The following is a 22,900-nucleotide window of genomic DNA, read 5'->3' on the forward strand; positions in this document are numbered from 1 at the left end:
GATTCGTGGTTAGAGATCTGCAGATCGTGATCCAAGATCCCTATATAGTGTTCTTCGCTAATCTTGCCACAGATAGGTAAAAGAATCAATTGTCGAATAGCCAAGTTAGGGGGAGTTACAGGTATGAAAAAACAGCCTTGCGGCTGTTTTTATCAGAAATAAGCTAGTTGAGTTTATAATCCCCACAGGTTTGGCAGGCAGCCAGATTAACCGAGATGGGAGTGGAAGAACCGGCAAACTTGGTACATTGGACAGGGGTTCGTGAGGAATGATCAGAAATACTCGCACAGGACGCGCACCTTGCTATCAGCTCAAAAGCGATTTCCAGGGATAGCGAATGCTGAAAGTCGACATTCTTTTTCATTAAACGGACCTCTCTTCCTTGTTATGGATATGAGCCGGATCCTAGTAGAAAAGGGAAATGTAAACGCTTCATTTATATCAATAATGATAGCACAACCCTTTGTGTTATGTCATTAGTATTTCCAACGTGGAAACCGTCAATGATGGTAGTGAGGTGAAATGAAAATGTCTTTTGTAATCACACTGTTTATCATTTTGATCCCGTTATGCATGCTGATGATGTCCTGGCTGTTCGCTGCGCTTCGTGTCGTGTTTCATGCACTGGCTGCTTGCTGCGCGTATGTATTTGGCATTATTTCCGCACTGGCTGTCTACGAGATTCTTAGAGATGAAACGGTATTTATGACGAATATTCATCGTGTGTTTGAAAATAAGTATTTCCTGGTTACAGGAAGCTACTTAGGCAGCTACGGGATTTATATCCTATTGAAATGGACGCTCCAGGAGATGCGGGCTGAACAGTAATTCATGCAACTAATTAAGGCAGGCTTGCGTCATATTTGTATGGTTGAAATGGAAGGTAGGCGAACAACACATGAAACGAAATCAGCAGAATTTGTTCAGGAGCCTGATTGGTCTAACTTCGCTTGCTCTGGTTGTGTCAGGCTGCTCGTCTCATCGAGGAGAGCCGCCGTCTGCGGCTTCCCCCATAGCGACATCCAGTTCCGCTCCTTCTGCTGCGGTATCGGCAGCACCAGCAGCGACAGCGAAGGCTACCCAGACACCGGCGCCTGCTTCTGCAAGCGTGCTCCAGTCGATGTCCGTGGAAGAGAAGATCGGGCAGATGATTATTGCCGGGATCGACGGGTACACGGTGGATTCAGCAGCTCGTGAATTGCTGGCCGAGCAGCATGTTGGCGGCATTATTTTATACAAACCGAATGTGCAGAATACGAATCAATTGGTTCAGTTAACGAATAGTTTGAAAAAGACTAATGCGAGTAATAAGCTTCCACTATGGATTGGAGTCGATGAAGAAGGCGGCAGGGTGACCAGGTTGCCGGATGAACTGATCAAGACGCCGACAAGCAAAGAAATTGGCAGCAAAGGCAGCACAAAATTTGCTTATAATATCGGTCATTTGCTAGGGAAAGAATTGAATGCCTATGGGCTTAATATGGATTTCGCTCCGGATCTAGATGTGAACAGCAATCCTAACAATCCGGTGATTGGGGACCGCTCTTTTGGGTCGAACGCATCGATTGTGAGCAGTCAGGGAATTCAGGTGATGAGCGGCTTGCAGAGTCAGCAGGTCGTTTCGGTAGTCAAGCATTTTCCCGGACATGGGGATACCTCGGTGGATTCGCATATTGGCTTGCCGATCGTGCAAAATGATCTCGCCCGTCTGCGCAAGCTTGAACTTGTGCCCTTCGCCGAAGCGATAAAGCATCAGGCTGATGCTGTGATGGTAGCGCATATTTTGCTGCCTAAGGTGGACCCTGACAATCCCGCATCGATGTCCAAGACGATCATGACGGATATGCTGCGGAAGGAAATGGGCTTCCAAGGTCTAATTATGACGGATGATATGACGATGGGGGCGATTACGACCAATTATGGTTTAGGTGAAGCGGCTGTGAAGTCTGTGCTGGCCGGAGCGAATATTGTAATGGTCGGACATGAGCCTGCCAATGTCATGAAAGTCATCAACGCGCTGCGAGAAGCGGTTCGATCCGGACGAATACCTGTGGACATGATTGATCAAAGTGTGAATCAGGTGATGAAGCTGAAACAGAAGTACCATCTCCAAGATGCCGCCGTGAAAGTGCCTGATGTTAAAAAATTAAATGCCGAGGTACAGGACGTACTCGGTATCGCCAAAAGCAAATAACACCGTGTGATTGTGCCGAATGGCGCAGTGCACGGTGTTTTTTTGAACATTATATGTTTTTGGGCTGGGGTGAGTGAAGCTTGCCTAGAAGTTAAATGTTGGAGATTGACGCTAGTCTCCAGGCTTGGGTTGTAGGCCAAACCAGCACGATGGAGTGGTTCGATGCGACGCGAAGAGATGCGAAGAGATGCGAGGAGATGCGAAGAGAGGCGAAGGGACGAGAAGAGATGCGAATAAGAACAAGATAGCTGCGAACGTACTTGCTGGTTTGGAGGTGTAAACAAGCTTTTTGGCAGAATGAGATCCGCTAGCTTGCCAACGCGCGGAGATAAGGGAACGTCAAGCCGCGATACTAGCAAAATGTGTCAGGATAGCGAGTTCGAGGGAACTATAGTACGTTATAATTCTGAAAACAGCCATATTCCACGCCAGAGGGAACTACGATCCGCTAATTCACCTTTTCCCTGGTTGGAATCAGCAGTTTCCGCTGAAATAGCGGATCTCAGTTCCCTTTCATGCTGCGTTTACCCCAATTTCCGCCAGTTAGCGGATCATAGTTCCTTTTCACACGAGGCTCTCTGTCATTGCAAAGCCCAAAGGGAACTACGATCCGCTAGATTGTTGAAAACCGCTATGAAGATGCTCATCTCTCAGAGTGGCAAAGCCGCTTTTCTTATGGGACGAGCTTATATGCGTATCCCCAAAATCGTGGGAACATTTGCGTGGTTGGAACGTGGTTGGAACGTGGTTGGATCATGGTTGGAACGTGGACAGAACGTGGACTGAAGGTGGTCTGAACGAAAATAGGACAGTTGAAAGTGCTTATTTGTTGGAATGGCTCCTGTGAGGAAGACATAAGCAAGGTTGGTGTGCTTAGTGTTCGTTAATTCGCTCGGCAAGTGGGAAAATACAGCAAATAAGCAAGTTCTGTGATCTTATTTCACGAAAAATGGCGAATCTAGCGGGAATAAGCACTTCTAGCTTGCCTATCAGTCACTAGCTATCCCCAATCAAGCACAGAACCAGCATCAAGCCCACTGAGCCCCAACCGAGCCCCCGCCGAACCGACTGAGCCCCAACCGCCCCTTCGCCGAACCGATTAAGCCCATTGAGCCCCAACCGAGCCTCCAATAAGGTACCAAACTAGCTAGATTGTCACAAGGCCGGCGTGCCGCCATCCAGTAAAAATTTGGCGTAGGCGATCGGATTGTAGTAGGTTGCTTTCCATATGTCCTGCATGTTGGCTTCCAAAAAGCTGTAACGTTGGTCCTTGCCGTTACATTCAATGAAGAGTGGAAAGCCATCCTTCGTTATGCCAACATCGAGTCCTACATCAGCCAAATAGGGGAGTTCCGTGCTCAAATGATTGGCAACCAGCAGCGAGAAGTCGGTAATTTGACTCAATACGTGCTCAAGATTCAGCTGCGGGTACTCCGTAGTTAAAATGTCGGGCAAGGTACGGACTTCTCCGCCTTGTGCCACATTAGTCAGAAAGAGCTTGCGCGATGCTACTTTTGCAACGATACCTGTTATTCCCCACTCGCCCGTTGCGCCGCGCTGCGCCGAAATTCGTAAATCGAAAGGCCGACCCTCAAAGGTGGCGAGCGGCAGGCGCTGCTGAATCATGTAGGTGCGGCTTTGAATTTTATGACGCAGCGTCAAAGGGAAGTACTGCCGAAAGCGCACCGTGCGATAGATTTTGTTGCTGAGCTTCATGCTTGCGGGATAGATGAGCTGCCAACTGCGCGCCAAACGATCCATCTTCATTACACCCCGGCCAATGCTCGAATTGGTGGGTTTAATAATGAGCGAATCGTAGGCGGACATCATGATCCTCATGTTTTTCATGGTAGCGGGATAAGTGCCGGGGAGATGGGGGCGTATGCGGTCATTTTTCAACAGGATATCATGTATACGCAGCTTACTGTAGCGATTCCAACGGTTAAACAGGATGATTCCATGCTGGGCCCATGCTTCAAATTTCTGATAAGATGCTTGATCCAGATAAACAGCTCGATTATGAATGACTTTGGGAAGATCCAGCCATTGCTGCTCGAAGTTAAGGCCATCTTTCACGTAAGCATAAACTTTCATGGTCTCGATTTGTACATCTTGTATACGAAAATAACAGGGAGTTACACCATACTGCTTGCCGGCTTCATCATAGAATTGAATAGCTTCATACTGTGTGTTCCCTAGGGGAATGCCTGCATATAAGGAATCGTTGACTAAAATACCCACATAGGGATTCGTCATCAGCTTCCCTCCTTTTCCATCTGGGGCTTGGGTTCAAATTTGGACTTCTTCTCAGCTTATGGAAAAGCATGGCTGCTGGTTTGTACAGATGCTGATAAAGCAGGGGGTTACTGGCACAGATGCCCATAATTTCTCGTATAATCCGCGGATGCTTAGATAACGAGTGAAAGGGAACAGGGGAACTTGTCCAAGTTACTGCGTGGAATTCGTGTTTTGAGAACGGGTCAACTTGACCATTTATCTGGGTTAGCGCACATTTTTGCGGGCTAGCGTACCTATCGGGCGTGGACTGAATATGTTACAAGTGACTAATTCTTGGAGAATGGAGAGGAGTCTATGAGTAAGCGTAAGAGCAGTAGCGCAAGGCCTTATGTGCAAAAAGTGAACTCCAGAACGAATGAATTAAAATGGCTTGATGATAGTGAACCTCTACCTGTTGCAGCCAAGCAGGAAAAAACAGATCCGCCCATCATCACGGAAACACCACCTCCTGCACCGACTAAGGCTGCGGGAAAGCCAACTGTAACGGAGAATGCAAAACCATCAAAAATAGCCAATGTTTCGACAACCTCGACTCCGGCTCCACCGCTCTTATTACTGTCTGAACGTAAAACAGGTAAATTCGTCAACCCAGTGGTATATACGGACGATATTGTGGAAGAAGCGGTCACATGGGAGAAGATTGCGAATCGCTCGGTAGATGAAAGTAAAATCAAACCGCTCAGCATTGGCTCCAGGGCGATTAAGGACTTCGCCATCGAGCATTCCAAGCTGGCCCCGGCCAGTGTAACGAGAGATAAGATCGCAGACGGTGTCATTCACGACGAGCATATTGCGCTCCAAAGTATTGATGGGGATAAGTTGCAAGACCAGAGCGTTCCGGGCAGCAAGCTGTTGGATAATAGCATTACGGCAGATAAACTGGCAGATCAAACGATTGATTCTTTGAAATTAGCGCATGGCTCGATTCTGCCGCAGCATTTATCAGAATTGATTGTCACCAGCGATTTAATTGATAATCAAGCCATTACATCGGAGAAAATCCATAGTGGTGCGGTGCAGGCAAAGCATTTAGCAAATTATAGCATTGATACAGCGAAGCTGATGGATGCGGCGATTACCACAGATAAATTGAGAGATCAATCGGTGACGGAAGAGAAGATTGCCAACGGCAGCCTGAACTCGGTCCATTTTCAACCGAAAATCATCTTCAATGAGCATTTGGCTGACGGCAGTGTGCAGAAACGCAGTATAGCACCCGGTCAAATCGATGGGTCTCATATTGCGGATGGCGCAGTCGAAAGTTTCCATTTACAGAATGAGTCGGTTTCAACCGATAAATTAGCTCCTAAATCTGTCACGGTGAACGAGTTGGCCGATCAAGCCGTTACCTCTCAAAAGCTGGCGCTGCAATCCGTGGAAGCGAAGCATCTTATGAAAGCTTCTGTGAAGGAGGAACATTTGCAAGACTCTGCGGTCACAGGTTATCACATCGCAGCGAATGCCATTGAAACCGAACATATTACGGATGGGGCGATAACGTCAGCGCTCATTCTAGATGGAACTATTACATCTCCGAAATTGGCGAAAGCTATTATTGAAGGGAAGCATATTCAGGCCAATGCGATTGAGAGCGGCCATTTAGCTGACAATCTGATATCCAGCTCAAAGCTGAGAGATCAATCGGTGACAGCGGCTAAATTAGATGAGGGAATCATTGATGGAAAGCACGTTAACGTAGGAGCAATCGAGCAGGCTCATTTAACGGACCATATTATTTCAACTGAGAAGCTCCAAGATGGTTCAGTAACAACCGCTAAATTAGCAGATGGAATCATAGAAGGAAAGCATGTTAACGCAGGAGCGATTGAGCAGGTTCATCTAACTGACCAAATCATCTCGACTGCGAAGCTCCAAGATGGTTCAGTAACAACCGCTAAATTAGCAGATGGAATCATCGAAGGCAAGCACGTTAACGCAGGAGCAATCGAGCAGGCTCATTTAACGGATCAAATTATTTCGACTGAGAAGCTCCAGGATGGCTCTGTGACAACGGCTAAATTAGCAGAGGGAATTATTGAAGGAAAGCATCTTAACGAGGGGATCATCCAGGATGCGCACCTAGCCGACAACGTGGTTTCGACGGAGAAGCTGCAAGCGGAATCCATTACATCAGACAAATTAGCCAATGATATTGTGCAAGATCGGCATATTCGGCAGCTTGCGATTCTGAATGGACATCTGGGTGAAAACGCAGTATCCAGCTCCAAAATTGAAGATGGGGCGATTCTCACGGCCAAATTGGCGGATAGAAGTGTAGATGCCTCGAAATTGAAACCAGACAGTGTGACTTCGGAAAAGCTTGCTGAACATGCCGTTCAAGCCGCTCATTTGCAGGATGAAATTATTGGCAGCAACCATCTCGTCAGAGGAGCAATTGGAGAATCGCACGTTCAATTCGGCGCCATTCGAGCGGAGCATATCCAAGACGGAGCAGTCTCCGCTGAGAAGTTAGGGCGCGGGGTTATTCAAACGAGTCACCTTGCACCGCAAGCTGTCGGTAAGGAACAAATCGCCGAGGATGCTATTGAGCGCAAGCATATCGCGGATGATGCGATTACAACACGTCATGTGCAGGAAGAAACGATCACGACAAGTAAAATTGCTGAAGAAGCTGTGACGAGCAGCAAGATGGCTTCGATGTCGATTGAAATTCGCCATTTGCAAGAAAATATTATTGATGGATTTCATATTAAGCCAGGGGCGATTACTTCCGAGCATTTGGCTCAGGGTTCGATCACGCTCGGCATATTTGCAGATCGAAGTTTGGAAGGCAGCAAGCTGATCGAAAACTCTATCACTTCCGAAACGCTGGCCCAGGGTGCGGTAACGGAAGATAAGCTGGCGAATGGGGCCGTTGCCACGCAACATTTGCAAGCAGGCGCGATTTCCTCCTGGATTGTTCAGGATCATGCCATTACGAGTAGCAAAATAGACCAAAATGCGATTACCGAAGCGAAGTTGGCGGATGTCAGTGTAACAGGCAGAAAGATTGCCAGTAAAGCCATTAATACGGAGCATATTTTGGACGGCGCAGTGACTGCGGCTAAATTGGCGAATGAGAGTATTCATGGCAGTAAGTTGGTTGCTGGCGCGCTTCATGCGAAGCATCTGGCTGATGGCGCGATCACAGGTTCCAAAATAGCAGCGCGAACGATCGTCCAGGAGCATATCGCTGACAGTGCGATTTGTGGAGTGAAGCTGGCGAAGGAAAGTATCGATGGTACGAAAATTATCCAAGGTTCGATAGGAAGCGATCACTTGGCTGCCAGTTCAGTTAACGGTGCGAAGCTGTCTGTTGGGGCAGTTAGCGGCGAGCACTTAGCCGTTGGCTCTGTTGACAGTGAAAAGTTGGCTGCGAACTCTGTCGACAGCAGTAAATTGACACTTGGCTCAGTGAATAATTACCATTTAGCGGATAGTGCAGTTTATGGGGTGAAATTGGCTACCGGAAGTGTTGACGGCAGCAAGTTGACCGCTGGATCAGTCAGCAATGAACATCTGCTGGATCACGCGGTAGATGCAGCTAAGTTAGCACCGCTCAGTGTAGACAGCAGTAAAGTCGTAACGGGAGCTATTCTCCGTGAGCATCTGTCCGAGCATGGCGTGGATGGTTCGAAGTTGGCCTTCGGCGCGGTGGATCGTAACCATATTGCACCTGGCGCTGTTGATGGCACTAAGCTTCAGGAAAGCAGTGTGGACAGCAGCAAATTAACGCTTGGGGCTGTAGGCAGCGAGCACTTGCAGGACGGCTCGGTGAATGGCGCTAAGCTTGCCATCAGCAGTGTTGACAGCAGCAAGCTGGTATCAGGTTCAATTAATAGCGATCATATTGCTCCAGGAGCTGTAACGAGTTCGAAGCTATCCGCAAGCAGTATTGATGGCAGTAAGATTGCGGAAGGCGCAATTGGCAACGAACATCTCGCTTCTGGCATTATTACCAGCGTGAAGCTGGCCATCGGCAGTATCGATGGCAGCAAGCTGGTTGCCGGTGCCATCAGCAGTTATCATCTCGCTGACGGTGCAGTGGACAGCGTCAAACTAGCATTAGGAAGCATTGACGGCAGCAAGCTGACCGCAGCTTCCATCAGCAATGCGCATATCGTTGATGGCGCTGTGGACGGAGCGAAGCTGGCAGCAAACAGTGTCGATGGCAGCAAGCTAGCTGCAGGTTCAGTCAATGGCGACCACCTTGCGGATGGCGCCCTGTACGGAGCGAAGCTGGCCGCTGGCAGTATCGACGGCAGCAAACTGGCGTCGAGTGCTATCAGCAGCTACCACTTGGCCGCAGGCAGCGTCGACAGCGCGAAGCTCGCAATCGGCTCTGTAAGCAGCAGTCACTTAGCTGCGGGTTCGGTAGATAGCACGAAGCTGGCCGCAGGCAGCGTGGATGGCAGCAAGCTGGTTGCCGGTGCCGTTGGCAGCAGCCACTTGGCTGACGGAGCGCTGGAAGGCTCCAAGCTGACAGTGGGAAGCATCGATGGCAGCAAGCTGGCGTATTCGGCCGTAAACAACGTACATCTTGCAGTGGGCAGTGTAGATGGCAGTAAACTATCTGCGGGCAGTGTAGACAGCAGCAAGCTGTGTCTTGGATCGGTGAGCAGTCTACACTTGATCGACGGCAGTGTAGAAGGCACGAAACTGGCCGATGGCAGCATCGATGGAGAGAAATTGAAACCGGATGCGGTCGGCAACCAGCATATCGCGGACGGTTCTCTGAGGGTATCGAAACTGGCCGAGAGTGTTCTGCAAGTATCGGGAACGCAGAAAAATGTCGTGCAGCAATTCGGTCTTGTTCCTTTTGAGTTGAAAGTCCAAGATGAGCATATTGAGGTGGTTCTGCAATTTGATGAGGTATTCGCAGATGAGAATTACGTTCTGACAGCGATGACGAACCACTCGGCATGCTATGTGTCCGTCAAAAGCAAATCGCTGAATAGGGCGGTTATATCGGTTATCCGAGCCAAGTTCTCGCCAGATCAGCAAGGGGTTGTGAACTGGATTGCCATAGGGAATAAGCAATAAGTAGAAGGAAGATGAGAAAACGGCAAGCATCGCAGATCCTGCGAGCTGGCCGTTTTTTTTGGCTTGCCAGGAGCGGGGTCTGGTTCATGGTTGAATGTCCAATTTTCGATTCGGGGATATTCGTCCAATTTCCATTTATCACGAAAGCATATGATTAAAGAAGTGGATGTGACAATCGCACCATTATAACGCTTGGAAAGGGGTATGTCTTGTGAAGGGTGTTGTACTGGCGGGAGGAACCGGAAGCCGTTTACGTCCTCTGACGAACATCATCAATAAACATTTGCTTCCAGTCGGTGATTTGCCCATGATTCAATATGCCATTGAGAAATTTAGCAAAGCTGGGATACAGGATGTTTTACTGATTACGGGAAAGCAATCTGCTGGCTTGTATTTAGAGTATTTGGGCGGTGGCGACAAGTTCGGCGTTCGACTTACTTATAAGCTCCAAGAAAAAGCCGGAGGCATTGCCGAGGCGTTGGCGTTAGCGGATGCTTTCATCCTGCCTGGAGAGAAGTTCGTCGTTCTGCTTGGTGATAATCTGTTTGAAGATTCCTTGGTTCCGATGATAGATGCCTTTAACAATCAGGTTGAGGGAGCTATGGTCATTCTAAAAGAGGTGGCGGATCCGCGAAGATATGGCGTTGCTTGTATGAAAGACGGCATCATCCAACGAATTGATGAGAAACCGGAGCATCCAACTTCCCGATATGCCGTGACAGGAATTTATTTATTCGATTCTTCTGTGTTCGATATCATGAAGACGCAAGCCCCTTCCAATCGCGGAGAATTGGAAATTACTGATGTGAACAATGTCTACGCAGCCGCCGGCAAGCTATCACATCAGTTTTTCTCAGGCTGGTGGATTGATGCTGGCACCCACGATTCTCTCTTCCAGGCCACTCTTCTTCTGCGAAAGGAGGACAGCTAGATGGGAGTTATTCTTGTGACTGGAGGAATGGGGTTTATTGGAAGTAACTTCATTCACTATTGGAAGAAGCATCATCCGCAAGATCATGTGATAAATGTAGATTTGCTTACGTATGCGGGAAACAAGGACAATGTCGCGTCTTTAGTTGGGCAAGCTGGGTACCAGTTCGTACGAGGGGATATTGGCAATGAAGCTCAGATGAGCCAGTTGCTGCAGCAGGGTGTTGATGTGGTCGTTCATTTCGCGGCCGAATCTCATGTGGATCGGAGCATTCATAGTCCGCGCGATTTTGTCATGACCAATGTGCTAGGCACACAAAGCTTGCTGGAAGCAGCCAAAAGACATCAAGTGAAGAAGTTTGTCCATGTCTCAACGGACGAAGTCTATGGCACTTTAGGGATCGATGGAGCCTTTACGGAAATGACGCCGATCGCCCCCAATTCTCCTTATTCCGCGAGTAAAGCCGGGTCGGATTTAATCGTTCGGGCTTATTACGAGACGTACGGATTCCCGGCGGTCATCACTCGCTGTTCGAATAACTACGGTCCACGGCAATTCCCGGAAAAATTAATCCCGCTTATTATCACACGAGCGCTTCGTGATGAACCGATCCCGATTTATGGTGACGGCTTACATGTACGCGATTGGCTGTATGTGGACGATCACTGCTCGGCCATCGATCGCGTCATTCAAGATGGTGTGCCTGGGCAAGTCTATAATATTGGCGGTCATCAGGAGCGTACGAATGTAGATGTGGTCAAAAGCATTCTGAAAGCAATTAACAAGTCTGATGATCTTATACATTTTGTACCGGATCGACTGGGGCATGATCGCCGTTATGCCATTGACAGTTCCAAAATTGCGCGTGAACTGGGGTGGGCGCCTTCCTGCACGTTCGAAACCGGCATCCAAAAAACGATCGATTGGTATGTGCAAGAACAAATTTGGTGTGAACGTATTGCCAATGGCTCCTATCGTGATGACACAGAAGCTGATCGTTCATGAACATACTAATTACTGGTGCGGGTGGACAATTGGGCTACGATCTGATCCGCGTGTTCAAACCTGTTCATCAGGTGACCGCTTGGCGCAGAGATCAACTGGATGTGAGCAATGAGCAGCAGGTGATGGGTATTTTGCTCCAAGAACGCCCTGATGTAGTGATTCATGCTGCGGCATATACGAATGTTGATCAAGCTGAGGTGGAGACGGAGCTTGCCTATGAAGTGAATGCAATGGGGTCGCTGCATATAGCAAAGGCTTGCGAGCAAATCGGAGCCAAACTTGTTTATGTCAGCACGGACTATGTTTTCGATGGGACCAAAGGAACACCTTACGAGGAGCAAGATAGTACGAATCCCGGCAATGTGTACGGTCATTCCAAGCTGCTTGGAGAGAAGTTCGTGAGAATGACCTCCTCGAAGCATTTTATTGTGAGAACGTCCTGGTTGTACGGTACTAAAGGGGCTAATTTTGTGACCAAAGTGTTGGAAAAAGCAAGATCAGGCGGACCGTTATCCATCGTTAATGATCAGTTTGGCTCACCTACCTATTGTTTGGATTTAGCGATCTTTATCAGAGAACTGGTGGGATCCGATCGATATGGCATCTATCATGCCTCCAATCAAGGGGTTTGCTCCCGCTATGAATTCGCTGAACAGATTTTGAAGGTGGCACGTATGGAGCATGTGGCTTTGCAACCTGTCCAATCTGACTTGTTTCCGATGCCGGCTGTACGACCCATGTATTCAGCTTTTGAACACAGGGCGATAGCGGATAATGGTTTTACTCCTATTCGGGATTGGCAATCAGCCCTGCGATTTTTTCTGCAAGTGGATCATGATGTTCAAGCTGTTATGGATAAGAAGGTGTGAGATGAGCAAAAGAGTTGCTGTTCCACTGTTGAAGGGAAGAAGGCGAGGATTCCGCACAGGGCTTGAGCATGGACGCCGGTTGGGCAGATGCCAGTCTGTTATGGAGACCACGATGCCTGCTCCGATATCGCTTCGAGAAGCCAGAGTGCTGTTCATTGTTCAGGGATTTGATGCGATTGATCAAGGTATAACCCAAGGCTTGCAAGATACGGTTCGCGAAGTGTTTACGGCAACAGCGCCTGACATGCTTAGGCTCGCAGATGAGCTTCGTCCGAATTTGGTGCTTGTCATGAATGGACTTCATGTTTTCCCAGCTGAACATACCGCTCATGTCGATCAGATTAGGGAAATGGGCATCCGAACGGCTATCTGGTTTGCCGACGATCCTTATTTTACCGATCAAACTGCTTTTCTGGCGCCGCATTATGATTATGTGTTTACACATGAAATGAGCTGTATTGCCTTCTATCGGGAGTTGGGCTGCGCGCAGGTCCACTACTTGCCGCTTGCGGTGAATACACGTGTGTTCAAGCCGCTTCAAGTCGATCCTGCATATCGCAGTGATATCTGCTTCATCGGGAATGGGTTTCCGAACCGCATTGACCTCTTCAACAAGCTGACTCCATTCCTGAAGAATAAAACGGTGCTGATTGCCGGGGCACTATGGGAACAATTAAGTCAATTTGAGCTGTTAAAGAAAGGCATTAAGCTGCAATGGATTCCTATTGAAGAGTCTGTGAAATATTATAGCGGCGCTAAAATTGTGATCAATGTTCATCGCCTGACTTATGACGAGACCTATAACAAGAATAGCCGCAATCTGCCAGGTCATTCGATTAACCCTCGTACGTACGAAATTGCGGGCTGCGGGACATTGCAAATTACCGACTATCGTCACGATTTGCAATATTACTATACACCTGGGCAGGACATTGAAACGTTCATGAATGCGGAGGAACTTGTTCAGAAAATGCAATACTACTTGACGCATGAAGATGAACGTCAACGGATTGCGGTGAAGGGATTGCGGAGAACGATTGCCGAGCATAGTTTCGCTAATCGACTGGTGAAATTAATGGACCTTGTCTTTGCCTAGAAAGGAGAGGGATAGATGTCTTTAGTCAATAAGAACGATGCCGTGAGACAGGGATTTATAGATGGGTACGAGGCGGGCTATGCCAATGGCGTTCGGTTGGGGCAGTCTGAAGCTATTATTCAGAAGGCTATGCGGGATCGGGATACCGCCCCTGTATGGGATATACGCGTGCTGTATGTCACATCTGGGAAGGGCTATCCTTATGAGCCCCTGGATCATGCGATTATCGGCAGCTTGCGGCCATTGGTCCGTGAAATGATCATCGGCAATTGCCCGAACGATCCGATTCGTATCGGTAGCCCGGAATCCGATCTCGAAACGCTTGCGGCTGTCCACAAGCCGGATCTGATGTTAATACTCGATGGGATGAATCTCTCGCTGGATGTCGTAGACCGGATTCGCGGAATGGGAGTTCGTACCGCGATCTGGCTGACGGATGACCCTTACTATACCGATTTTACCATCTCAATGGCTCCGCACTATGACTTCATGTTTACGCTGGAAGTGAACTGTGTCGCCTTGTATCAGGAGATGGGCTGTGCGCATGTGCATTATTTGCCCTTAGCGTTTCAACCAGATATGTTCCGACCTAAGGCAGTACCGAACGGACATCAGCGTGACATCTGTTTCATTGGCTCCGCGTATTGGAACCGAGTTGCCATGTTCGATAAATTAACGCCTTATTTAGCTAACAAACGAATCTTCATCTCCGGCATTTGGTGGGAGCGGTTGAAGCACTATGAGCTGCTGGCCCCGCAAATTCAGCTCAATACCTGGATGCCACCTGAGCATACAGCGACGGCCTACAATGGCGCCAAAATCGTCATTAATATGCACCGTGCTTACGATGATCAGGCGTATAACAACAATAGCCGGCGCATTTTGGGGGCTTCACCCAATCCGCGAACTTTTGAGATTTCGGGCTGCGGTGTGCTGCAGATCACGGATTTCCGCGCAGATTTAGTGAACTTTTATACACCGGATTATGATATTGTGACGTATTCTTCCCCTGAGGAATTAGTGGAGAAAATGGACTATTACCTGACGCATGAAGAAGAACGCAAACAAATTGCGATGCGAGGTTTATACCGGACGATGCGGGACCATACCTATGCGAATAGGCTATCAACGCTGCTTAGAATTGTTTTCGGATAATAGGAGGTGCATGACGATGATCAAAAAGACAAAGGTGCGTAAGCTCGCACTTAAAAGCGGTGTTCGTAAAAAGAAAGTCGCTGCTCCCAGCAAACTTCGTTTGAAGAAGAAGCTGGTAGGCAAGAGGAAGTCCAAGGTGGTTCGTTTCCCGAAATCATCACGAATCCGCTCCAAACGCAGAGCGATTCGGCAATCTAAACGGGGCTTTGCTGGCACAACGACCTACAACAAGGCTTTCGATGAAGCTTATAACGAAGGTTTTAATATCGGTTTCGCTCAAGGCTATGCCTTAGAGCAGGAGAATCCGGCGGTATAGATGGCTCACGTATGTATGAAGGAGGTGAATTCCATACTCGGTTCATGAATCGGGTATGTTGCACATGTCGACTCCACAGCAGCCTAAAGTGCTTTTGTTTTCCCATATTTGCAATCCGGAGCATATTACAGGAGCAGAAAAATTGCTGCTCTTCATGACGCTTGAACTTGGACGTCATTATGCGTGCACGTTAGTCGTTCCAAAGGAAGGGCTGCTAGCCGTAGAGGCGAGACGTCATGGCATTACTACGATCGTTCAATCGTTCCCGCTGCTTTATGACATGTATCACCCAACGGATGCTTTGCCACGATTGCATCAAGAGTTGTTGGGTCATGGCGATATGGCCGGATTACTGGATCTGCTCTTCATCCATGAACCGGATCTGGTTATCACCAACACGTGTGTCAACCTTTTACCGGCAGCTGCAGCCCGAAAATTAGGAATTCCGGTCACATGGATTATTGCCGAAACGATCCAATCGACCATCTTTGCATCGATCAGTGCTGAACTGATGGATGCCTACGCAGACTGGATTATTGGCATATCCGAAACGACGCTGCAGCCGTTGCATCGTATTCGGGAACGGAAGAAATTCGTGATTCCCCCTTCCTGGCACACAGATCAGTATGATGCTAGGGAGTGGCCGGTCAAAAGGCAAAACAAGCGTGCGGAGATTGGCATTTATGATGAACGTCCTGTGGTCGGTTACATTTCCTCCGATATCTATGCGAATAAAGGGCTGGATCACTTCATTCAGATGGGCATCAACATATGCGAAACGAATCGAATGGCTCATTTTATGATTACAGGCAAACCAGCAGACGCTGTTTATATGGAATCCTGTATTCAGATGATTTTACTTTCCGGTTACTCATCTCAATTCTCGATTCTTCCCTTCGAACCTAATATTCAATCGGTCTACCCAGCGATGGATGTCGTTGTTATCCCGAGTCTGCTGAACGAAGGGTTCGGACTTACAGCTTTGGAAGGACTCATTTTCGGCAAAGCGGTCGTGGCTTATCGTTCTGGCGGATTAAGCGAAATTCTGGCTTCGACGGGCAATGAACTCTTTCTGGCGAATAAAGGCGATGTTCGTGATCTTACAAGCAAAGTACAGTATTTGGTCTCTGATCAAATCGCACGCCAGCAGGTGGGCAAGACGAACAGTCAGGCTATCGGGCAAGTATTCGGCATCGATGCCTATCGCAGCAAGCTGGAGCACTTCCTGGCTCGCATCCGTCCACACTTGCAGGAAAGCAGAGCTGCTCGTCTAAGCCCACCTCAATTTCCGAATCAGTTCCTCTTGAAAGGGGAGGCTTCGCATACCGTATTCCTCATTGAACAAGGTCATAAACGTCCGGTTTCAACCGGCTACGATTTCCAATTTTACAAATTGGATTGGAATCGGGTCGGTATTGTAAGTGATCGGCAGTTAACCTCTCACCCGACAGGGCTGTCGATTCGTGCGGAAGAACCATTCTTGAAGCATGCTCCGGCGATCTATATAGCCAAGGGACTGGGGCCGACGGTATATCTCATGCAGCACGGTATCCGCTATCCATTCAGCTCGGAAGCAGCGATGCATCATTATGGCTATAACCTTGATCAGGTTGTTCAGCTGCCCGAGAAGGAGCTTGCGACTTATGCGCTCGGTCATCCTATCGTTTGGGGATCCAGCAAGGCGTCAACGAGAAGAAAGTCTAAGATCAGAGTGAAACGCAGTTTGCGCAAAAGATTGAAAAAAGGGACAAAGCTTAGAAGAAGCGGAAAGCGATTTGCCAAGGGTGGATTTAAAGCGCGCAGGCGAAAAGCGGCTTCCCGGAAAATGAAAGTGACCAAACGAGGAGTGCGTGCGCGCAGAGCGAAAAGCCGACGTGGGGCCAAAGGTTCTGCCAGACAGAAGGTGCGTCACAAAAGCTTTGCGAAGGTAGGAGGAAGAAAATGAAAATCGCAACGGTACTCGGAACCCGACCTGAAATTATTCGGTTGAGTCTAATCATTCAGAAGTTGGATGAGTTGGCTGACTCCCACATTTTGATTCATACAGGTCAGAATTTCACGCCTACGCTCAGCGATGTGTTCTTCGAAGAACTGGGGCTGCGGCAGCCGGATTATCGACTTCATAACCAGTCGAATACGCTGGGTGGACAGCTTTCGGTGCTGTTCGCCGAACTTGAGCGCATATTGATGCACGAGCGACCGGATAAAGTGCTCGTGCTTGGGGATACGAACAGCGCACTCAGCAGCATTCTGGCTGAGCGCATGGGCATCCCGGTGATTCATATGGAAGCGGGCAATCGCTGCTTCGATCTGGCTGTGCCGGAAGAGAAGAATCGCAAAGTGATCGATGCTATTTCCAGTATTAATATGCCCTATACGAGATACAGCCGAGATAATTTGCTCAGGGAAGGCGTGCCGAGTCATCGCATCATCGTAACCGGCAATCCCATCTATGAGGTTATGAAACATTATGAAACTCAAATTAAGGGGAGCACGATTATAGAGCGGCTTGGCTTAACCGATGAACGGTATTTCTTAGTGACAACGCATCGTGCTGAGAATGTTGACCATCCGGAGCGGCTTGCCCAAATTCTTCAAGGGTTCAACCTGGTGGCGGAAGCTTACGGTCACAAGGTGATCTGCAGCATTCATCCACGGACGAAAGCAAGGCTTGAACAGGAGGGCACGGTCATGCATCCACTTGTTCAATTTCATGAGCCATTTGGTTTTTTTGACTTTGTTCATTTGGAACAGCACGCATTTTGCGCCTTGACAGACAGCGGAACGGTACAGGAAGAATGCTGCATTTTCCATGTGCCCACGGTTACGATTCGAACAACAACGGAACGTCCAGAAACGGTTGATTGCGGCAGCAATGTCGTATCGGGTCTCCAGGCCGAGCAAATTTTGAACGCAGTTAAGGTCATGGTGAGCTTCCCGGCAAACTGGCAATGCCCGGATGGTTATCTGGATACGAATGTATCGCAGAAAGTCATTCAATATTTATTAGGAGGTAAAAAGCATGTTTACTAACGCGACAATCTTGGTGACCGGCGGAACCGGATCCTGGGGTTACGAGCTCATTGAACAGCTACTTAGGGAAGATCCTAAGAAGATTATTGTATTCTCCCGAAATGAATCCACACAAGTTGCCATGAAACGGACGTTTGAGGATCCCCGATTATCGTTCTGCATCGGTGATGTCAGAGATAAGGATGCTCTAACCAAAGCTTGTGAGAAAGTGGATTACTTATTCCACTTAGCGGCGCTGAAGCATGTGCCTGTTTGTGAGGATCAGCCTTATGAAGCTTTGAAAACAAACGTTGTCGGCACTCAAAATGTGATTGAAGCGGCGATCGAGAACAAAGTTAAACGAGTGATTAATATTTCGACGGATAAAGCAGCGAACCCATCCAACTTTTATGGATTGACCAAAGCGATTGGCGAGAAGTTGATTGTACAAGCGAATCTACTCAGTGATTATACGAAGTTCCTGTGTGTGCGTGGCGGGAATGTACTTGGCACAAACGGCAGTGTCATCCATCTGTTCATGAAGCAAATCCGCGAGAAAAATCAAATCGGCATTACGGATAAAGAAATGACCCGCTTTTTCTTGACCAAAGAGGAAGCGATCTTCCTATTACTTCGTGGAGCGAAGGAGGGTAGAGGCGGTGAAATTTTCGTTATGACCATGCCGACTTGCAAGATTATGGATCTAGCTGAAGTCTTGATGGAAGAAATGGGCAAAACAAACGTCGATGTCATTGAACTCGGTGTACGTCCAGGTGAGAAAATTCACGAAATTTTGTTGTCGGAATTCGAAAGCCATTATACGGTCGCGTATGATAAACAATATTTGGCCATCTTACCGACGATTGATATCCCCGGCTTACGTGATTACTATGCAGATTATCCAAAGGTACCTTTTGAAAGCTTCAGTTCGGAGGGACCTTTGATGAGTAAAGAAGAAATTAAGTCGCTTCTCGTTCGAGGGGGGTTTTTAATATGAAACGGAAGCTGCTTATCCTTGGTGGACAGGGGATGTTAGGAAGTATGCTTGTCGAGTATTTCCGTGAATGCAGTGACTATCATGTCATCTTTACGACAAGGGATAAAGGCAATCCGGAAGGCCTTTATTTGGATGCGGAAGATCCCATTCTGCTGGATAAAGTCATAGAAGCCGTCTCTCCCCCTGTTGCGATTAATTGCATGGGGATTCTCAATCATTTTGCACAAGAAAATCCGCAGAAGGCTTATTGGGTAAATGGCTTGGTGCCGCATCGTATCGGCAAAGCCATGGATAAAATAGGCGGAAAGCTGATTCACATCAGCTCGGATTGTGTCTTCTCTGGGGAAAAAGGCGATCATACGGAACAGGACGAACCCGATGGGTCTTCCGTTTATGCCAAATCGAAGGCTCTCGGAGAAGTGATCACTTCCCCGCATTTGACAATCCGGACATCCATTATCGGTCCAGAAATTAGAAAGCAAGGGATTGGCTTAATGCAATGGTTTCTCCAGCAGCAAGGAGAGATTAACGGCTATACACAGGCGTTTTGGAACGGTGTGACAACGCTGGAACTTGCCCACTGCATCCGTTATGTCATTGAGCAGGAGCCCGTTGAGGGGCTCCTCCACCTTACTGCGCCGGAGCCGATCAGCAAGTACGAGCTGCTTAAGCTGTTTCAGTTTGTTTTTCAGAAGGAAGATGTTACGATTCGCCAGGATGATGTTGTCAAGTTGAATCGCACGCTCAAGCAAAGCCGTACAGATTTCCATTATTCCGTCCCAAGCTATAAGGTTATGCTCCATGAATTGAAGAGCCGGATGTGTTCCATTTGACGACTATTCTTATTACGGGTGCTAGCGGATTCACAGGGCAACATGCCTGCCAGTATTTTGTTGAAAAGGGATTTCAGGTTGCAGCTCTTTCGAGAACGCGGGTAGTCACGCACAACAGGGTTCAGTCATGGACATGTGATTTAACGAAGCATGAACAGATTACTGAAATTGTCCAGCAGTTGAAGCCAAACTATGTTCTGCACCTGGCGGGCAGGAATGCAGTCGCGGAGTCATGGCGCGAACCAATGGCATATATGATGACCAATCTGATGTCGACCTTCTATTTGCTGGATGCGCTGCGCTGCGTGCCTCAGTGCCGTATCGTAGTCGTTGGCTCCATGCTTACCTATGCTCCTTTAGAAAACAGGACGCCGCCCCATCCATACAGTATGAGCAAGACATTTCAAACCTGGGGTGCGCTCGATTGGGCGCATCTTTTTGAACAACAGGTTATGATTGCAAGACCTTCCAATTTAGTGGGTCCTGGCCCATCGAATGGGATTTGCGGACTTTTGTCATATCATGTGGCGCAGCTGGAGAAGGGGAAGAATAAAGCCCCTTTCAAGCTATCTTCCCTTGTGGAAGAACGCGATTTTTTGGATGTGCGAGATGCTGTGCGTGCATACGATCACCTATTGGAGAAAGGGATTTCGGGCAGAACCTATCCCGTCGCTTCAGGGAGGAACAGATCCATTGGAGAAATTGTGGATATCCTGCGCCTGCTTACGGCAACAGAACTGCCTGTTATGGCAGCTCAGCTAAGCGATTACACGCCTCCCCGACCTATAGATGTAACACAGATGTACAACATGAAGTGGAAACCGTCTATCCCTTTTGAGGATTCTTTAAAGGATGCTTTGACTTATTTCCGCCGGGAGGAAGCCGCAAATGAATGAAGATGTGAGCCTATATCCTAAGGTATCGATTGTAATTCCCTTTTATAATGATGCCTATATAGATCAGTCCATTGTAAGTGCGTTAAGCCAAACCTATCCACGAATTGAGGTTATTGTGGTGGATGACGGCTCAACGCTGCACCAGGATAAGATTCGCCCCTTCTTGACAAGAGTTCATTATCTGGGAAAAGCGAATGGCGGCACAGCCAGCGCGTTGAATTATGGGATCCGGGTGGCAACGGGAGATTATATTGCCTGGCTTAGTTCAGATGATATGTTCTATCCCGACAAGATTGAAAGACAATTACAATATATGTTAAGTCAGCACTCTGCTATCAGCTTTACAGCGTTTGATGAAATCGATGCGTATAACAATATCACGGGAAGGCAGGTGGGTCCCCAATATACCACTTATCCGGATTTTGTACGCTCTTTCACGGGCTGCTGTCCGATCAATGGCTGTACTGTGATGATGAAAAAAGAGTTGTTATCCTTTATCGGTTTGTTTGATGAAGGAATGCCCTACACACATGATTATGATTTATGGATCAGGATGCTTCTGGGCAGAGTTCCGATTCATTATCTGGCAATGCCGTTAACGATGTATCGATGGCATGGAGAAATGGGAACCAAGAAACATTGGCCGCAGGTCCTTGGGGAAATCGGACAAATTCAAGCCAAATACAGTCATAGACTGCTGCAATATGTTTATGAAATAGGGGGGTAAAATCTTGAAAATGGAGGAGCTTGAAGGACCTAAAGTATCGATCATCATTCCCTTTTACAATTGTCCCTACATTGATCAGGCAATTAACAGCGCACTTGAGCAATCTTACCCGTATATCGAAATTATTGTAGTTGATGACGGATCAACCATGCATGCTGATAAGATCACCCCATTTCTTGACCGTGTTTCTTATCTGGGCAAAGCCAACGGGGGAACGGCAAGTGCACTCAATCACGGTATTCGCCAGGCCACAGGTCAGTATGTGGTTTGGCTTAGCTCCGATGACTTATTTTATCCGGATAAAGTGCGGAATCAGCTTGCATTTATGCAAAAAAATCAAGCCATGATCAGTTATACTTCCTTTGATGAAATCGATGACCAACGACGATTTTTGAATTTCTCGGCAGGAATGCGGTTTAGGAACTATCGTGAATTCATTACATGTTGGCTCAAGCATGATCCCATTAACGGCTGTACGGTTATGATTCAGAAGGGAATGTTCACGCATATCGGTTACTTTGATGAATCACTGCCATTTACACACGATTATGATTTATGGATACGATTTATCTTAAACGGAATCCCCATTCATTTCGTGGACGAATCATTAACCAAGTATCGTTGGCATGAGCAAATGGGGACCAAAAAGCACTGGCCGGAAATTGAAAGGGAAATTGCCTTCATTCAATCCAAATACAAGCTGCAGCTTGAGGCCATCATTGCTCATATGGAGGTGGAATAAAGGATGCTTCCGAAAGTCAGTGTCGTCATTCCTTTCTATAATTGTCCCTTCGTTGATCAAGCGATTCAAAGTGTGTTGAATCAAACCTATGCGAATATCGAAATTGTCGTTGTGGATGATGGTTCAACCCTTCATCTCGATAAAATAGCTCCATATCGAGACCGTATTTGTTATCTGGGCAAAGCAAACGGTGGAACAGCCAGTGCACTTAATCACGGCATTGGCAGTGCTACCGGGGAGTACGTCGCGTGGCTCAGCTCAGACGATTTATTTCATCCTGATAAAATTGCCAGGCAGCTATCCTTTATGCTGGCTCGTGATGCTTGGGTTAGTTTCACTAATTACGATTTGATCGATGAGAATAGTATGACAACTGCCAGCTTCGCAGGGCCTTGCTTTTCTTCGGTTTGGGATTTCTATGAAGCTTTCTTCACGAGTGTTCCCGTACATGGCTGTACCGTAATGGCCAGGAAAGAAATGTTCTTGCATATGGGATACTTCAATGAAGGGTTATTGTATACGCAGGATTACGAAATGTGGATGCGGGTTGTATTAAATAATTTTGATTTCTATTATCTGCATGATTCGCTTACCCTGTTCCGCTGGCATGGAGCAAATGGCACAATTCGCCATCAAAGTCGGATGGCAGAGGAAGTTCAGTATATAAGAGCCAAGTTTAACCCGTTATTAGAGGGCTGGCTGGCGCGATTAAAATCAGGTCAATGACTGAATCAAAAGAGGCTGCTCCCTGGGTTTTCTACCCTTGGAGACAGCCTCTTCTTGACT

Annotated in this window: 18 protein-coding genes; 17 read left to right on the forward strand and 1 reads right to left on the reverse strand. The window is 47.7% G+C overall.

Annotated features, from left to right (window positions below; all coding sequences use genetic code 11):
• Window positions 1–528 precede the first annotated feature (528 nt).
• Window positions 529–828 (forward strand): transposase, encoded by a 300-nt coding sequence (locus LOZ80_RS01295; protein WP_238169734.1) that lies wholly within the window; start codon window positions 529–531, stop codon window positions 826–828.
• Between the two features lie 70 nt (window positions 829–898).
• On the forward strand, window positions 899–2,194 hold the full coding sequence (gene nagZ / locus LOZ80_RS01300) for a beta-N-acetylhexosaminidase (protein ID WP_238169735.1): 1,296 nt from the start codon (window positions 899–901) through the stop codon (window positions 2,192–2,194).
• 1,155 nt (window positions 2,195–3,349) lie between these two features.
• On the opposite strand, the gene LOZ80_RS01305 is transcribed toward nagZ, so the two are convergent.
• Window positions 3,350–4,450, reverse strand: a complete 1,101-nt coding sequence (locus tag LOZ80_RS01305) for a YheC/YheD family endospore coat-associated protein (RefSeq protein WP_238169736.1) — start codon at window positions 4,448–4,450, stop codon at window positions 3,350–3,352.
• Between the two features lie 336 nt (window positions 4,451–4,786).
• Between LOZ80_RS01305 and LOZ80_RS01310 the strand changes: the two genes are divergently transcribed.
• The 15 genes from LOZ80_RS01310 (at window position 4,787) to LOZ80_RS01380 (ending at window position 22,840) form a co-directional block, all read left to right on the forward strand.
• Complete coding sequence (locus LOZ80_RS01310) at window positions 4,787–9,535, forward strand: WIAG-tail domain (protein WP_238169737.1); 4,749 nt, start codon at window positions 4,787–4,789, stop codon at window positions 9,533–9,535.
• Between the two features lie 211 nt (window positions 9,536–9,746).
• Window positions 9,747–10,466: a sugar phosphate nucleotidyltransferase gene (locus LOZ80_RS01315; protein ID WP_238169738.1), complete on the forward strand. Its 720-nt coding sequence runs from the start codon at window positions 9,747–9,749 to the stop codon at window positions 10,464–10,466.
• Window positions 10,467–11,471 (forward strand): dTDP-glucose 4,6-dehydratase, encoded by a 1,005-nt coding sequence (gene rfbB / locus LOZ80_RS01320; RefSeq protein WP_238169739.1) that lies wholly within the window; start codon window positions 10,467–10,469, stop codon window positions 11,469–11,471. It begins immediately after the preceding gene.
• Window positions 11,468–12,340 (forward strand): dTDP-4-dehydrorhamnose reductase, encoded by an 873-nt coding sequence (gene rfbD / locus LOZ80_RS01325; RefSeq protein WP_238169740.1) that lies wholly within the window; start codon window positions 11,468–11,470, stop codon window positions 12,338–12,340. The genes rfbB and rfbD overlap by 4 nt, the downstream gene beginning before the upstream one ends.
• A gap of 1 nt (window position 12,341) precedes the next feature.
• Window positions 12,342–13,436, forward strand: a complete 1,095-nt coding sequence (locus LOZ80_RS01330; RefSeq protein ID WP_238169741.1) for a CgeB family protein — start codon at window positions 12,342–12,344, stop codon at window positions 13,434–13,436.
• A gap of 15 nt (window positions 13,437–13,451) precedes the next feature.
• Window positions 13,452–14,591, forward strand: coding sequence for a CgeB family protein (locus tag LOZ80_RS01335; protein ID WP_238169742.1), 1,140 nt, complete (start codon window positions 13,452–13,454; stop codon window positions 14,589–14,591).
• Window positions 14,592–14,607: 16 nt separating this feature from the next.
• Window positions 14,608–14,907 carry a hypothetical protein gene (locus tag LOZ80_RS01340; RefSeq protein WP_238169743.1) on the forward strand — a complete coding sequence of 100 codons (300 nt, stop codon included), beginning with the start codon at window positions 14,608–14,610 and terminating at the stop codon, window positions 14,905–14,907.
• 64 nt (window positions 14,908–14,971) lie between these two features.
• On the forward strand, window positions 14,972–16,852 hold the full coding sequence (locus tag LOZ80_RS01345; RefSeq protein WP_238169744.1) for a glycosyltransferase family 4 protein: 1,881 nt from the start codon (window positions 14,972–14,974) through the stop codon (window positions 16,850–16,852).
• On the forward strand, window positions 16,849–17,940 hold the full coding sequence (gene wecB / locus LOZ80_RS01350) for a non-hydrolyzing UDP-N-acetylglucosamine 2-epimerase (RefSeq protein ID WP_238169745.1): 1,092 nt from the start codon (window positions 16,849–16,851) through the stop codon (window positions 17,938–17,940). Before LOZ80_RS01345 ends, wecB begins: the two co-directional genes overlap by 4 nt.
• Window positions 17,930–18,916: an SDR family NAD(P)-dependent oxidoreductase gene (locus LOZ80_RS01355; RefSeq protein ID WP_238169746.1), complete on the forward strand. Its 987-nt coding sequence runs from the start codon at window positions 17,930–17,932 to the stop codon at window positions 18,914–18,916. Before wecB ends, LOZ80_RS01355 begins: the two co-directional genes overlap by 11 nt.
• Window positions 18,913–19,749, forward strand: coding sequence for a dTDP-4-dehydrorhamnose reductase family protein (locus LOZ80_RS01360; RefSeq protein ID WP_238169747.1), 837 nt, complete (start codon window positions 18,913–18,915; stop codon window positions 19,747–19,749). Before LOZ80_RS01355 ends, LOZ80_RS01360 begins: the two co-directional genes overlap by 4 nt.
• Window positions 19,746–20,645 carry an NAD-dependent epimerase/dehydratase family protein gene (locus LOZ80_RS01365; RefSeq protein WP_238169748.1) on the forward strand — a complete coding sequence of 300 codons (900 nt, stop codon included), beginning with the start codon at window positions 19,746–19,748 and terminating at the stop codon, window positions 20,643–20,645. Before LOZ80_RS01360 ends, LOZ80_RS01365 begins: the two co-directional genes overlap by 4 nt.
• Window positions 20,638–21,372: a glycosyltransferase gene (locus LOZ80_RS01370; RefSeq protein WP_238169749.1), complete on the forward strand. Its 735-nt coding sequence runs from the start codon at window positions 20,638–20,640 to the stop codon at window positions 21,370–21,372. Before LOZ80_RS01365 ends, LOZ80_RS01370 begins: the two co-directional genes overlap by 8 nt.
• A gap of 10 nt (window positions 21,373–21,382) precedes the next feature.
• Window positions 21,383–22,114, forward strand: a complete 732-nt coding sequence (locus tag LOZ80_RS01375; RefSeq protein ID WP_238172875.1) for a glycosyltransferase family 2 protein — start codon at window positions 21,383–21,385, stop codon at window positions 22,112–22,114.
• Between the two features lie 3 nt (window positions 22,115–22,117).
• Window positions 22,118–22,840, forward strand: coding sequence for a glycosyltransferase (locus LOZ80_RS01380; protein ID WP_238169750.1), 723 nt, complete (start codon window positions 22,118–22,120; stop codon window positions 22,838–22,840).
• Window positions 22,841–22,900: the final 60 nt, after the last annotated feature.

The sequence above is a fragment of the Paenibacillus sp. HWE-109 genome (assembly GCF_022163125.1).
Classification (GTDB): domain Bacteria; phylum Bacillota; class Bacilli; order Paenibacillales; family NBRC-103111; genus Paenibacillus_E.